The sequence below is a fragment of the Proteus vulgaris genome (genome assembly GCF_016647575.1).
Classification (GTDB): Bacteria; Pseudomonadota; Gammaproteobacteria; order Enterobacterales; family Enterobacteriaceae; genus Proteus; species Proteus mirabilis_B.
Genome location: NZ_CP032663.1, coordinates 3553032 through 3566397, shown reverse-complemented (window position 1 = coordinate 3566397; position 13366 = coordinate 3553032). Strand labels below are relative to the sequence as shown.

Genomic DNA, 13366 nt, shown 5'->3' with positions numbered 1-13366 from the left:
TCTTCAGATAGCGATTTGCTGTCTGAAGATTTTTAAAAAATGAACTAATTGTGTGTTCATTCTCGCACTGTATAGACCGAAAATAAGCCAGATCGTTTTAAAAGCATAAAAGCGGTGTAGAATAGAGACATTATTGCTTTGTCTATCTCAAAGCTGAATTTGTACGTTAAAATAAGTTTAAAGCGAAAATAATATCTTAAGGCTATTGGCTAATGTGAGATAGCAATGATGATTTATTTTTGCGCATAATAGGGATGACAAGGTATATTGTTGTCGTGACTAAACGGACACTCAAATAAATGAGGGGATCATGCGAATTAAATTGTTATTGGGAGCTGCTGCAGCGTTGTTACTAGCAGGCTGTTCTGCAACAAACACATTAAGCACTGCGGGCTCACAGGTACAAATCACTGATACGCAACCAGGCAGTGAATGCCAATTATTAGGAACAGTGACAGGTGTTCAAAATAACTGGTTATCAGGTTCCCGTACTGAAAGCCAATCACTGCGAGGTGCTGCTAACGATCTACGTAATAAAGCAGCCGCAATGGGTGGTAACGTTATTTTTAACGTTGGTACTGGCGCAGGTAGCTTTGTTGATAGCTTTGCACCATTAGATAGCAAAATGAGTGGACAAGTTTATAAATGCCAATAAGGGCATTTAATTTATTCACTATTTATTAGTCTGCTAATAGATAAAAAAGCTGTAGTCACTTCATCTATTTGAACTGAGCTACAGCTTTTTTGTTTTTGTGGCATTGATTATTGCTGGCGTAACCCAAGATCTAACAATGTTTTACTCGGTTCACCACCGATTTCACGCGTGAGTTTGGGAACCATATAACCTGAAACTAAGCTCATCAGTGCTTTCATAATTTCTCTCGCTTCACTGTCTGGCACCATAAAGTGAGCAGCACCTTGTACTTTATCTAGAACGTGTAAGTAATACGGCATAACACCGGCATCAAAGAGGGTACGACTTAAATCCGCAAGGACTTCAGCACTGTCATTGACACCTCGTAATAACACACCTTGATTCAATAAAGTGACATTGGCATTTTTTAGTTTTGCACAGGCTTCTCTTAATGCATCATCAATCTCATTGGCGTGATTGGTATGCAGTACCATGATATTTTGCAAACGTGATTGTTGTAAGCGTTGACATAGCGCATCAGTGACACGTGCTGGGATGACCACAGGTAAACGAGAATGAATACGTAAGCGCTTAAGATGAGGAATAGCCTCTAATTGTGTAATCAACCAATCAAGCTCATCATCTTTCGCCATAAGGGGATCTCCCCCAGAGAAGATGATTTCATCGAGTTTTGGGTTATTTTTGATATACTCAATTGCTTTTTGCCAATTCGCTTTATTTCCTTTGTTATCTTCGTAAGGAAAATGACGACGAAAACAGTAGCGACAATTGACAGCGCAACCACCTTTGACCAGAAGCAATGCACGATTCTGATATTTATGTAATAAACCCGGCACCGCATTTTGTTGCTCATCTAACGGATCCGTAGAAAATCCCGGTGTTATGGTAAATTCAGCATTTGCAGTTAATACTTGTAAAAGTAATGGATCGTTAGGATCGCCTTTTTTCATGCGTGCAACGAATTCACGGGGAACCCGTAGCGGAAAAAGCCGTCGTGCCTGAGCCCCTTTTTGGAGATCAGCGTGATGTTCCAACGCTAAAAGTTGGAGTAATTCAACAGGATCACTGATTGCCTGCGCGAGTTGTGTTAACCAGACTTCTCTGGTGGGGTGATTATGAGTTACAATGTGTGCCATTTTTTGGCTATGCCATTTTAAATTAAAAAAGTTAGAGGATATTCATGGCTTCTTATAATACCAACGATTTTCGTTCAGGTCTTAAAATCATGTTAGATGGCGAGCCAGCCGTCATTACTGAATGTGAATTTGTTAAACCAGGTAAAGGTCAGGCATTTGCTCGTGTGCGTCTGCGTAAACTGATTTCTAACAAATTACTGGAAAAAACATTTAAATCTACTGATTCAGCAGATGGTGCTGATGTCATGGATATCAACTTAACTTACCTGTACAACGACGGTGAGTTCTGGCATTTCATGAACAATGAAACCTTCGAACAATTAGCAGCAGACGAGAAAGCTGTTGGCGAAAACGCTAAATGGCTGATCGACCAAGCTGAGTGTATCGTAACATTGTGGGATGGTCGTCCTATCGCTGTTGTTCCACCAAACTTTGTTGAATTAGAAATCGTTGATACTGATCCAGGTCTGAAAGGTGACACCGCAGGTACAGGTGGTAAACCAGCAACATTAAGCACTGGTGCTGTTGTTAAAGTTCCACTGTTTGTACAAATCGGTGAAGTTATCAAAGTTGATACTCGTTCAGGTGAATACGTATCGCGCGTAAAATAATCGCGTAGATTATTTTACTGAGTGCAACGTTAAGCACAATAAATAATTACCGCAGATAATGTTAAATATCTGCGGTATTTTTTTATTTTAATTTATAAATATTGATTAATAGGCAGTATTTTCTTTCTAAAAATTTGAGTGATTTGTATTACTGCATTATTTAATTTTTTGTGTTATTATTTTGTTTCTGATTTATTTATCCCTTCATTATATCTAATGCCAAAATAGAATGCCGTATTCAATATTGGAATTGGTAAAAAATAACCATTTTCTTAGAATGAATGTGTAGGTTGTTTTGGTAAAGATAATCCACAGCAATATTTATTTAAGTTATTTTGACTTTCCTTTAAGAGATATTGAAGAGTATAGATAAAAACATTAATCCTGTAATATTATTGATCTTTATTTTATATTTTAGTTGTACTAGGGAAACCCTTTCAATATAGACATTTACTTTGATATATCTCTTTTGTTTTTTTAGAAACACTTTATTATCTATTTAATCCTTTCTATTTGTTGTTCATTTCTTTATTTTAAAATATTTTAACGTGTCCAAAAATAACGTTTCTATACCTATTTTTTTAAATATCCTATTTAAAAATTATTTATTATAAATAAAAAATTTATTTATTTTTCAAAGATTGAGCTAGTGCCATTTGCTCGCTACACTAAAAAATACTTAAAACAATAAATCAAAAGTAGGTGAACAATGGAACATCAACACTCTGATGCAGTAAATGCCCCATTACGTATTACCTCTAAAACCCGTGATGTTGGAGGGATTGAAACTTATCGTGCTTTACCTGATAAAAAACAACGCTTAATTGGACCTTGGTGTTTTCTCGATCATTTAGGCCCTACCGTTTTTAATGATTCTGTCGATAAATTAGCCATTTCGCCACATCCCCATATTGGCTTGCAAACCTTTACTTGGATGTTAGATGGGGAAATATTACATCGTGATAGCCTCGGTTTTCAGCAAGTTATTCGTCCTCAACAAGTTAATTTAATGACAGCAGGGCATGGTATTAGCCATTCAGAAGATAGCCATGGTGATAAAAAAGAAGTTCATCTGGCACAATTATGGATAGTGCTACCAAACGATAAAAGAAATATGCCACCGCGTTTTGATCACTATCCTGACCTACCCAAATGGCAAGCCGACGGTGCTGATTTCACGTTATTAATTGGTGATTATCAAAATCAGAACTCTCCCGTATTATGTTTATTACCCATGGTTGGCATGGATATTATGGCAAAACATGCCACTCGTATTCTTTTATCATTAAATCCTAAATATGAATATGGGCTTTTTGTCTTAACGGGAGAAATGATAATAGAAGGGGAAACCTTTGCTGCGAATGAACTTGCTTATATTGGGATACAAAACTCAGAGTCATTAACGATTGAACTTAGTGATAATGCCCAAATTCTCTTTTTAGGTGGTGAACCTTTAAATGAAAAAATTTTGATGTGGTGGAATTTTATTGGTCGTAGCAAAGAGGAAATTCAGCAAGCAATTACCGATTGGAATGCGGGCAGTGAGCGTTTTGGTAAAGTGGTTAATGATGAAAGAACACCGCTGGTATCACCTTTAATGCCTTAATCCTATGTTATAAAGGTAAGTCTTAATATTACGCGTTTAAACTTAGCTGAATTATCTAAATATAATTCAGCTATTTTTTTCTTTGTACTCCACCATTTTTGATACCTCATCATAGTGACGACGAAATTGTTGTTTAGTACACACCTCTTACTGTCAACGTCATTATTGTCGACACGTCATTCTTAATCCCTTCTTGTATTTCTATCTCAATGATTTTTATCGTAAATAAATTAAATCCTCTCTTGGCATGAAATATGCTTTATCTAAAGAAAAATTGACGACAGTAATGCTGTTAAACGTTTTTCTCGGAGGATGTGGCGAATGAATCGCTTTGTAATTGCAGAGCCACAACGATGCATAGGGTGTAATACCTGTATGGCAGCTTGTTCAGAAGTTCACCAAGCTGTGGGTTTACAGGCGCATCCGCGTCTTACAGTGGTAAAAGTGGAGGATCAGACAGCACCGATGCTTTGTCGGCACTGTGAGGATGCTCCTTGTGCTCGCGTGTGCCCAGTCAATGCCATCACTCATGAAGATAATATGATCTTTCTTAATGAGAGCCTGTGTATTGGCTGTAAGTTGTGTGGTCTGGTTTGTCCTTTTGGTGCAATTACACCATCAGGCAGTAAACCCGTTAACTTACCGGCTGTTTTTGAACACTTTGTGCCTGAAGAAATGTTGGCTGATGTACCAGCAAGCCTTCCAACAACCAACCCATTCCTTGCATGGAATGTGGGTGTCCGCGCAATCGCAGTGAAATGCGATTTATGTGCTTTCTCAGATGAAGGCCCTGCTTGTGTCAACGTATGTCCAACAGATGCATTGCATTTAGTTGAAGAAGACAAACTTGAAGAGCAGATGAAAACGCGTCGCTTAGGCTCAGTGATGGAACCAATTACCAGTCTTGACGATTTATCTACTTTGACACAGGAGCGGAAGTAATATGGAACCTCTTCAGTTACTGCTGTGGTCAGTCATCCTGTATGTTGTTGGTGGCGTTATTGCACTGTTTTTAAAAAAACAGGAAGGGTTGGCAATCCTTATTTCAGGGATCAGCGCAATCATTGGTGGTGTCTTAGGTATTTTAAGTGCATTACCGGTTATTTTTGGCGGTGAGATTGCGACTTTTACCGCTGCAGGGCCTTTCGATTTTGCCGCCTTCGTGGTGCGTATGGATATGTTAGGCGCGTTTATGGTGTTCGTCATTTCATTACTGGTCAGCGTATGTGCACTTTATTCTCTTGCTTATGTACAAGAATATAAAGGACGTGGCGCTTGGAGCATGGGATTCTTTATGAATCTGTTTATTGCTTCTATGGTTGGCTTAGTGGTGATGGATAATGCGTTCTACTTTATTATCCTATTCGAAATGATGTCACTGGCTTCTTGGTTCTTAGTTATTGCTGACCAAGATGACGAATCTATTCACGCAGGTCTACTTTACTTCTTTATCGCTCACGCAGGCTCCGTGTTAATCATGATTGCCTTCTTCTTGATGTGGCGTGAAAGTGGTAGCCTTGATTTTGATTCATTCCGTCAACTCTCTCTTTCTCCTGCAATGGCCTCTGTGGTGTTCTTACTGGGCTTCTTTGGTTTTGGTGCCAAAGCCGGTATGTTGCCATTACACAGTTGGTTACCAAAAGCTCACCCCGCAGCACCTTCACATGCATCGGCATTAATGTCAGGTGTGATGGTCAAAATTGGTATCTTCGGGATAATCAAAGTGGGTATCGATTTACTGGGTGCAACTGAAATGTGGTGGGGAATTGTTGTCCTCGCATTCGGTGCAGTTTCTTCTGTACTGGGTGTTATGTACGCATTAGCAGAGCACGATTTAAAACGTTTACTTGCATGGCATACCGTTGAAAATATCGGCATCATCTTAATGGGTGTTGGTGTGGGTATGGTAGGAATGGCAACAGATCATCCTGTTATTGCTGCACTTGGCCTGTTAGGTGCTTTATATCACTTATTAAACCATGCCGTGTTCAAAGGATTATTATTCCTTGGTGCTGGCGCGATTATTAACCAAATTCACACTCGTGATATGGATAAAATGGGTGGGTTAGCCAAACTGATGCCTTACACTGCAACGGCATTCTTAATCGGTTGTATGGCGATCTCCGCGTTACCACCATTAAACGGTTTTGTGAGTGAATGGTATACCTATCAGTCTCTATTCACGATGAGTCACGAAGGTAACTTCGTGATGCGCTTAAGTGGTCCTATTGCCATTATTATGTTGGCAATTACAGGGGCATTAGCAGCAATGTGTTTCGTTAAAGTCTATGGTGTTAGCTTCTGTGGCGGTCCTCGTAGTGAGCAAGCAACAAAAGCAAAAGAAGTACCACTACCAATGACGATTGCGATGGGTTTATTAGCGCTTTTCTGTGTTGTGTTAGGTGTGGGTGCTGCTTTTGTCGCACCAATTATTGCCAATATTGCAATGTCTCTTAGCGAAACCAGCGCATTAACTGTGGCTCAAGGCTCTATGCTTGTTCCTGATGCTGCATCACAAGCAATGTTCTCTCCAGCATTAACATTTGTTTTATTAATCGCTCTGCCGCTTATCCCATTCCTGATTTACCTCGGCCTGAAAGGTAATCAACCAGCGTTTCGTCGTAAAGGTAATCCTTGGGCGTGTGGTTATGTGTGGGAAAAAGACATGGCAGTGTCAGCAGGTGGCTTTACTCAAGCATTACGTAGCATGTTTGCACCGCTTTATCGTATGCGTAAACAACTTGATCCATCTCCATTGCTGTCTCGTGGTTTTAATAAAACACAGCTCGGTGCTGAAAAGGTCGAACCATTCTGGGATGAACGCATTATTTATCCTCTGGTTCGTGGTATCCAACGCTTTGCAAAACGTATCCAATGCCTACAAGGCGGGGATTTCAGACTCTATTGTCTATACGTTGTCGCAGCGCTGGTCATCTTGCTTTTAGTCATCGCAGCGTAAGGAGAGGGACTTATGACTTTCCAAGAAGCACCTACGTTAATGATGGGAATATTCGCGTTAATACAAGCACTCTTTTTGCTGGCGATAACCCCATTATGTACAGGTATTTCGCGCACAATTCGCGCCAAGATGCATTCGCGTCAAGGCCCCGGAATTCTGCAAGATTATCGAGATATCTTTAAGTTATTTAAACGTCAATCAGTGGCACCTGAGCAATCTGGTGTGATCTTCCAAGTGATGCCGTATGTGTTACTCGGAAGCATGCTGGTGGTTGCTATGGCACTGCCTGTCTTTACAGCAACGTCACTGTTTGCAGGTGCAGCGGATCTTATCGCACTGATTTATCTGTTTGCACTTTATCGTTTCTTCTTCTCTTTATCTGGTTTGGATTCAGGAAGCCCATTTGCTGGTATTGGTGCTAGCCGTGAATTAACACTGGGTGTGTTAGTTGAGCCAATCTTAGTGTTATCACTGATTGTGGTGGCTTTAATTGTGGGTTCAACCAACGTTGGCACTATCAGTGCAACACTGGCTCAAGGTTGGGTATCTCCAACTGCCACACTGTTAGCCTTACTCGCTTGTGCTTTTGCTGCATTTATTGAAATGGGCAAAATGCCATTCGACGTTGCGGAAGCTGAGCAAGAGTTACAAGAAGGGCCATTAACTGAGTATTCAGGCTCTGGTTTTGCAATGGTAAAACTGGGTCTTGGTTTAAAACAAGTGGTTGTGGCTGAACTGTTCTTAGCCATCTTTATTCCTTTCGGTAAAGCAACAGAATTCACCTTTATTGCATTGATCATTGCGCTAGTTTTAATGGCAGTGAAATTGTTAGTAGTGTTTGTATTAGCGTCATTGGTTGAAAACAGTTTAGCGCGTGGTCGCTTCTTACTGACTCACCATGTGACATGGTTAGGATTCGGTGTTGCGGCACTGGCTCTTGTTTTCTATTTAACCGGTCTATAAGGAGCGATGATTACAATGGAAAATATAGCTCTTGCGACCTTACTCATCCCATTTGCGGGGGCGTTGATTACGTCCTTAATGCCAAATCGGATGGCGAAGTGGTTATGTACACTGTTCGCTTTATTAGCCACATTAGGAACGGTTGTTTTAGGTTGGCAGTTCCTCGCTGAAGGTAAAGTCGATACCACAATTACGCTAGTACAATATGGTGATGTTGCGCTCTTTGGTTTTACCATTGACCGTGTCAGTACATTGATTGCTTTCGCTGTTGTGTTCTTAGGATTGTTAGTGAGTTTTTACTCTACTGGCTATCTGACCAATGGCAACCGTGAGCATCCACATGATGGTACTCGTCGCTATTATGCCTTTTTACTGATTTTTATTGGTGCAATGGCGGGATTAGTCCTTTCATCGACTATTTTAGGTCAACTCCTGTTTTTCGAAATCACAGGGGGATGTTCTTGGGGATTAATCGGCTACTACCAATCTGAAAAATCACTGCGCTCAGCAATGAAAGCGTTGTTGATCACTCACGTTGCTTCAATCGGTCTTTATCTTGCAGCAGCAACCTTGTTTGTGAGTACGGGTACCTTTGAGTTAACCGCAATTGCAACTTTAGATGAACCAACCAAACTGATTGTGTTTGGCGGAATTCTCTTTGCTGCTTGGGGTAAATCAGCTCAATTACCACTGCAAGCTTGGTTACCTGATGCGATGGAAGCACCAACTCCTGTGAGTGCTTACTTACACGCAGCATCAATGGTAAAAGTCGGTGTTTACATCTTTGCTCGTGCGATTATGTCAGCAGATGGTGATGTCCCTCATCTTATTGGTTGGGTGGGTATTACGATGGCAGTTATCACGTTGATTTATGGCTTTATGATGTATCTGCCACAAAAAGATATGAAACGCCTGTTAGCATGGTCAACCATTACTCAGCTCTCTTATATCTTCCTTGCATTATCTATTTCTATCTTTGGACCGCGCGAAGCGTTCGAAGGCGGTATCGCTTATATCTTTAACCATGCCTTCGCTAAAAGCTTGTTCTTCTTAGTTGCAGGTGCGTTGAGTTATAGCTGTGGTACTCGTATGTTGCCTCGCTTAAAAGGGTTAATTAACAAATATCCATTATTGGGTGTCGGTTTCTGTGTTGCCGCACTGGCAATCGCAGGTGTTCCACCAATGAATGGTTTCTTTAGTAAATTCCCAATTTTTGCCGCAGGTTTTGAACTGTCGAGTGTTTTCTGGGTGATGACACCAATTATGGTGCTGGTACTGATTGAATCTGTTGCTAGCTTCACTTGGTTTATCTACTGGTTTGGTCGAGTTGTTCCTGGCAAACCAAGTACAGAAGTTGCACAAGGGCAACCTGTTCCTATGGCAATGCAAATTGTGATTGGAATACTGATTGTGATGTCCTTTGCATCCAGTGTTATCGCAGTCACTTGGCTAGGATAAGGGAGATAAATCATGACTGGAGCACTTATCGTAAACAATTTAGCGGGGTTAATGATGATCACCTCGCTACTGGTAATTGGCGCTAAAAAGCCGATTGCTTCATGTTGGTTTTATGCATTGCAATCTTTCGTTTTAGTGATGATCTTCGTCACTTTAGCCAATACATTGGATGCACACCAACTCACACTTTGGGCGATTACCGCCTTCTTTACTAAAGTTCTGCTTGTGCCACTTATTTTAGGATTTGCATTCCGTAAGTTATCCGATCCTAGTGCGAATATCAGTGTTATTAGCCCTGCACTTTTAATGTTGTTGGCTGCTGTTATCGTTATTTTAAGTTGGTTTGTGGTTGAGCCAATTCAAATACCAATGGTTGTTGATTTGAAACCTGCACTCGCGGTTTCTTTAGGACACTTTATGTTGGGTCTGCTTTGTATCGTGACTCAACGAAATATCCTAAAACAAGCTTTTGGTTACTGCTTAATGGAAAACGGCTCTCACTTAACACTGGCACTATTAGCGTGGAGAGCACCAGAACTGGTCGAAATCGGTATCGCCACTGACGCCATCTTTGCTGTGATTGTTATGGCAGTGTTGGCTCGTAAGATTTACCGCACGCTCAACACACTGAACGTGGATCAACTGACCGCGCTGAAGGGGTGAGGAGATGAACCAAACAACCATGTTAACAATTTTAATGTTTGCACCGCTGGTATTTTCAATACTGGCGTTTCTAAGTCCGTTATTAAAAGCGGGTGCGCGTCCTGTCGTGACGGGTATTCATGCTATTGGTATCACCGTATTGTTAATCGCTGCATTAGGGACTGTGGCAGATGTCATGTCTCATGGCGAAATATTGGCTGCTGCTAATTGGGTTCATGTGGATAGCCTAGGCGCATTATTTCTTGCCATCTTAGGTATTATCGGCTTTTTAACTGGGCTTTATTCTATTGGCTATATGAATCATGAAGTGGATGAGGGTGAAATCTCAGTGCGCACTTTGTGTAACTACTATGGTTTCTTCCACCTCTTTTTATTCACCATGTTATTAGCAATCACAAGTAATAACTTGATCTTAATGTGGGCGGCCATTGAAGCAACAACCCTAAGCTCTGCATTCTTAGTCGGAATTTATGGTCAACGTTCTTCTCTGGAAGCAGCGTGGAAGTACATCATCATTTGTAGTGTGGGTGTGGCGTTTGGTCTTTTCGGTACTATTTTGGTTTATGCCAATGCCGCAAGCTTTATGCCTGATCCAGATCAGGCTATCTTCTGGACTGAAGTGTTGAAATATACAGACCAGTTAGACCCAACACTGATGCATTTAGCTTTTGTCTTTATTTTAATCGGTTTCGGTACCAAAACGGGTTTATTCCCAATGCATGCATGGTTACCCGATGCGCACAGTGAAGCACCAAGCCCAGTCAGTGCGCTGTTATCAGCTGTACTACTGAATTGTGCGCTGTTAATCATCATTCGTTACTACATCATTATTGATGCGGCAATTGGTACTGAATTTACACGTAACTTACTGTTAATCTTTGGTTTCCTCTCTGTTGCTATCGCGGCGTTCTTTATCCTTATTCAGCGTGATATGAAACGTCTTTTAGCATATTCCAGTGTGGAAAACATGGGGTTAATCGCCGTCGCATTAGGAATTGGTGGACCGATCGGTATTTTGGCTGCTTTATTCCACACCTTAAACCACAGTCTGGCGAAAGCCCTGTTGTTCTGTGGCTCTGGTAACGTGTTATTGAAATACGGTACTCGTGATTTAAATGTCGTGAAAGGCATGTTTAAAGTGATGCCATTAAGTGCAGCGCTTTTTGCTGGTGGTGCTTTAGCGTTAGGCGGTATGCCTCCTTTCAACGTCTTTATCAGTGAATTTATGATTGTTGTAGCAGGTTTAGCTTCTCAGCACATTGGCTTAACTATCCTATTATTATTGTTATTGACCGTGGTATTAGGTGGGTTAGTTCGTATGGTGGCTAAAACTGTCTTTGGTCCAAAACCTGATGTTGTTGCTAAAGGTGAACTGGGAATTTTAACCACATTACCAATGGTCATTCTGATTGCACTTATGCTGTTAATGGGAACTCACATTCCTAAGCCTGTCAGCGAGCTGTTAGAAAATGCCGCTAATATCGTGATGAATATTGATAAAAGTGAGTCACCTACTTATGCATGGCCAACGGCTTTAATCAGCAATCCATCCACATCGGTTCAGGAGATGTAACGTGAGCTACCAAAATTATGTCAGTAGAAAAGAGGGAAAAGAATTAGGCGGAGATTATGTTGCCAAAGTTCGTGAAAAATTCCCATCAGCTGTTCTTGATGAAGAGCGACAAACCGCTGATCAATTGACGATAACAGTAAAAACGGAATCACTTCCTGAAGTGGTGGAATACCTGTATTACGGCTTAGGCGGTTGGTTACCTGTTTTATTTGGTAATGATGAACGTAGTTTAAACGGGGACTATGCTGTTTATTACGCATTATCAATGGAAGAGGGTGAAAAGTGCTGGGTTGTTGTAAAAGCCCATGTTAGCCCAATCACTTTAGAATTCCCGTCAGTAACACCGCGTGTACCTGCTGCGGTGTGGGGCGAACGTGAAATCCGTGATATGTACGGCCTTATCCCTGTTGGTTTACCTGATGAACGTCGTTTAGTGCTTCCAGATGACTGGCCTGAAGAGATGTATCCACTGCGTAAAGACGCGATGGATTACCGCCAACGTCCAGCACCAGCAACTGAAGTTGAAACTTATCCTTTCTTGAATGAAGGTAAGCAAGATGCACGCGTTGTACCAATTGGCCCTATGCACATTACCTCAGATGAACCGGGACACTTCCGCTTATTCGTAGACGGTGAAAACATTGTCGATGCTGATTACCGCATGTTCTATGTTCATCGTGGTATGGAAAAACTGGCTGAAACCCGTATGGGTTATAACGAAGTCACATTCTTATCAGACCGCGTGTGTGGTATTTGTGGTTTTACTCACAGTGTGGCGTATGTGACTTCTGTTGAAAATGCGTTAGGCATTGAAGTGCCTCGTCGTGCGCATACTATTCGTTCTATCTTATTAGAAGTCGAACGTCTTCATAGCCATTTATTAAATATTGGTTTAGCTAGCCACTTTACAGGCTTTGATACTGGTTTTATGCAATTTTTCCGTATTCGTGAAAAATCAATGCAAATTGCAGAAATGCTGACCGGTGCGCGTAAAACGTATGGCTTAAACTTAATTGGTGGTATTCGTCGCGATATCTTAAAAGATCAGCGTCTGAAAACAATTCAGTTAGTTAGAGAAATGCGTCTAGAAGTCACTGAACTGGTAGATATTCTTCTATCAGCGCCTAATATGGAACAGCGTACAGTCGGCGTAGGTATTTTAGATAAGAAAGTGGCTCGTGATTTCAGCCCAGTAGGTCCAATGATCAGAGCAAGTGGTTTTAAACGTGACGTGCGTTTTGACCACCCATTTGCAGATTATGGCAATCTTCCACTGACTCTATTTAGTTATGAAGGTGGCGACGTATTCTCCCGTGTGATGGTACGTATCAAAGAGGTTTTGGATTCAATGGCAATGATTGAATACGCCTTAGATAATTTGCCAGAAGGCCCATTGTTAACCGAAGGCTTTACTTATCAACCTTATAAATTTGCACTAGGCTTTACTGAAGCACCACGAGGCGAAGACGTTCACTGGAGTATGTTGGGTGATAACCAAAAATTATTCCGCTGGCGTTGTCGTGCTGCAACTTATGCTAACTGGCCTGTATTACGTTATATGTTGCAAGGAAATACCGTCTCTGATGCGCCGTTAATTATCGGTAGTCTTGACCCTTGTTATTCCTGTACTGACAGGGTAACGCTCGTCGATGTGAAAAAACGTAAATCTAAAACAGTTTCTTATAAAGAAATTGAACGTTACAGCATCGAACGTAAAAATTCGCCGCTCAAGTGAGGGAATG

Annotated in this window: 11 protein-coding genes; 10 read left to right on the top strand and 1 reads right to left on the bottom strand. The window is 41.1% G+C overall.

The features are described from left to right. Window positions 1-310 precede the first annotated feature (310 nt). Window positions 311-655, top strand: a complete 345-nt coding sequence (locus D7029_RS16310) for a DUF4156 domain-containing protein (RefSeq protein WP_023582946.1) — start codon at window positions 311-313, stop codon at window positions 653-655. A 107-nt stretch (window positions 656-762) separates the two neighbouring features. Here D7029_RS16310 and epmB read toward each other — a convergent pair whose 3' ends face one another. Then, the gene (gene epmB / locus D7029_RS16305) at window positions 763-1791 is read right to left on the bottom strand and encodes an EF-P beta-lysylation protein EpmB (RefSeq protein WP_194951253.1); all 1029 of its coding nucleotides are present in this window, start codon (window positions 1789-1791) and stop codon (window positions 763-765) included. A 44-nt stretch (window positions 1792-1835) separates the two neighbouring features. On the opposite strand from epmB, the gene efp reads away from it, so the two are divergent. The 9 genes from efp (at window position 1836) to D7029_RS16260 (ending at window position 13359) form a co-directional block, all read left to right on the top strand. Further along, window positions 1836-2402, top strand: coding sequence for an elongation factor P (gene efp, locus D7029_RS16300; RefSeq protein WP_088494539.1), 567 nt, complete (start codon window positions 1836-1838; stop codon window positions 2400-2402). A 709-nt stretch (window positions 2403-3111) separates the two neighbouring features. Beyond that, window positions 3112-4008 (top strand): pirin family protein, encoded by an 897-nt coding sequence (locus tag D7029_RS16295; RefSeq protein ID WP_194951252.1) that lies wholly within the window; start codon window positions 3112-3114, stop codon window positions 4006-4008. Between the two features lie 321 nt (window positions 4009-4329). Continuing rightward, complete coding sequence (locus tag D7029_RS16290; RefSeq protein WP_075673437.1) at window positions 4330-4950, top strand: 4Fe-4S dicluster domain-containing protein; 621 nt, start codon at window positions 4330-4332, stop codon at window positions 4948-4950. Between the two features lies 1 nt (window position 4951). Next, window positions 4952-6967 (top strand): hydrogenase 4 subunit B, encoded by a 2016-nt coding sequence (hyfB, locus tag D7029_RS16285; protein ID WP_088494541.1) that lies wholly within the window; start codon window positions 4952-4954, stop codon window positions 6965-6967. A 12-nt stretch (window positions 6968-6979) separates the two neighbouring features. After that, the gene (locus tag D7029_RS16280; protein ID WP_006536164.1) at window positions 6980-7930 is read left to right on the top strand and encodes a respiratory chain complex I subunit 1 family protein; all 951 of its coding nucleotides are present in this window, start codon (window positions 6980-6982) and stop codon (window positions 7928-7930) included. Between the two features lie 6 nt (window positions 7931-7936). Beyond that, window positions 7937-9388, top strand: coding sequence for a hydrogenase 4 subunit D (locus tag D7029_RS16275; RefSeq protein WP_088494542.1), 1452 nt, complete (start codon window positions 7937-7939; stop codon window positions 9386-9388). A gap of 12 nt (window positions 9389-9400) precedes the next feature. Further along, window positions 9401-10051, top strand: a complete 651-nt coding sequence (hyfE, locus tag D7029_RS16270) for a hydrogenase 4 membrane subunit (protein ID WP_036934333.1) — start codon at window positions 9401-9403, stop codon at window positions 10049-10051. Between the two features lie 4 nt (window positions 10052-10055). Further along, window positions 10056-11624, top strand: a complete 1569-nt coding sequence (locus tag D7029_RS16265) for a hydrogenase 4 subunit F (protein ID WP_088494543.1) — start codon at window positions 10056-10058, stop codon at window positions 11622-11624. A 1-nt stretch (window position 11625) separates the two neighbouring features. Further along, window positions 11626-13359 (top strand): NADH-quinone oxidoreductase subunit C, encoded by a 1734-nt coding sequence (locus tag D7029_RS16260; RefSeq protein WP_088494544.1) that lies wholly within the window; start codon window positions 11626-11628, stop codon window positions 13357-13359. The last annotated feature ends 7 nt before the right edge of the window (window positions 13360-13366 follow it).

Excerpts from the sequence above, each read along its gene's own strand:
- D7029_RS16310 (WP_023582946.1), top strand. The coding sequence starts at position 311 with ATGCGAATTAAATTGTTATTGGGAGCTGCTGCAGCGTTGTTACTAGCA.
- epmB (WP_194951253.1), bottom strand. The coding sequence starts at position 1,791 with ATGGCACACATTGTAACTCATAATCACCCCACCAGAGAAGTCTGGTTA.
- efp (WP_088494539.1), top strand. The coding sequence starts at position 1,836 with ATGGCTTCTTATAATACCAACGATTTTCGTTCAGGTCTTAAAATCATG.
- D7029_RS16295 (WP_194951252.1), top strand. The coding sequence starts at position 3,112 with ATGGAACATCAACACTCTGATGCAGTAAATGCCCCATTACGTATTACC.
- D7029_RS16290 (WP_075673437.1), top strand. The coding sequence starts at position 4,330 with ATGAATCGCTTTGTAATTGCAGAGCCACAACGATGCATAGGGTGTAAT.
- hyfB (WP_088494541.1), top strand. The coding sequence starts at position 4,952 with ATGGAACCTCTTCAGTTACTGCTGTGGTCAGTCATCCTGTATGTTGTT.
- D7029_RS16280 (WP_006536164.1), top strand. The coding sequence starts at position 6,980 with ATGACTTTCCAAGAAGCACCTACGTTAATGATGGGAATATTCGCGTTA.
- D7029_RS16275 (WP_088494542.1), top strand. The coding sequence starts at position 7,937 with ATGATTACAATGGAAAATATAGCTCTTGCGACCTTACTCATCCCATTT.
- hyfE (WP_036934333.1), top strand. The coding sequence starts at position 9,401 with ATGACTGGAGCACTTATCGTAAACAATTTAGCGGGGTTAATGATGATC.
- D7029_RS16265 (WP_088494543.1), top strand. The coding sequence starts at position 10,056 with ATGAACCAAACAACCATGTTAACAATTTTAATGTTTGCACCGCTGGTA.